The organism is Vibrio sp. 1249-1 (assembly GCF_033340495.1).
This window is the reverse complement of the sequence record NZ_JAWOWJ010000779.1, coordinates 1-612: the sequence shown is the minus strand read 5'-3', so window position 1 is coordinate 612 and position 612 is coordinate 1. Positions and strand designations below refer to the sequence as shown.

General features: G+C 44.0%; 1 protein-coding gene. It reads left to right on the top strand.

Features of this window, described 5'->3' with window-relative positions; translation table 11 throughout:
- The coding region (gene elbB / locus R7Z50_RS28875; RefSeq protein WP_318149931.1) for an isoprenoid biosynthesis glyoxalase ElbB at nucleotides 1-528 on the top strand (528 nt) is incomplete at its 5' end.
- Between the last annotated feature and the right edge of the window lie 84 nt (nucleotides 529-612).

Genomic DNA, 612 nt, shown 5'->3' with positions numbered 1-612 from the left:
AACATTGATCAATTACACGTCATCAATCATCTCACTGGCGAAGAAATGGATGAGCCACGCAACGTGCTCGTTGAAGCGGCACGCATCGCGCGTGGAAACATTGAGGATGTGGCTAGACTGAACGTTGAAGACTTTGATGCGCTATTGTTACCAGGTGGCTTTGGTGCAGCAAAAAATCTGACTGACTTTGCCGTTTCTGGCGCGGAATGCTCGATTAATACACACGTTGCACAAGCTTGCCGTGCGTTCGCAAATGCCAACAAGCCTGCCGGTTACCTCTGCATTGCCCCTGTCATTATTCCTATGATTTACGAACATGGCGTAAAAGGCACAATAGGTAATGATGACGCAACCGCAGCTGCGTTTCACCAAATGGGTGGAGAGCACGTTGAATGTAACGTAGATGAGTATGTGTTTGACGAGAAACACAATGTGCTTTCTACGCCAGCTTACATGTTAGCGCAGAATATCTCGCAAGCAGCTTCAGGAATCGATAAATTGGTATCAAAATTGGTCGAAATCGCCTAATTACTGATAGATAACTTAAAACTCAATTTTAAATCCCCATTGATAGATCGAATATCAATGGGGATTTTTTATACTTTAGTCTAA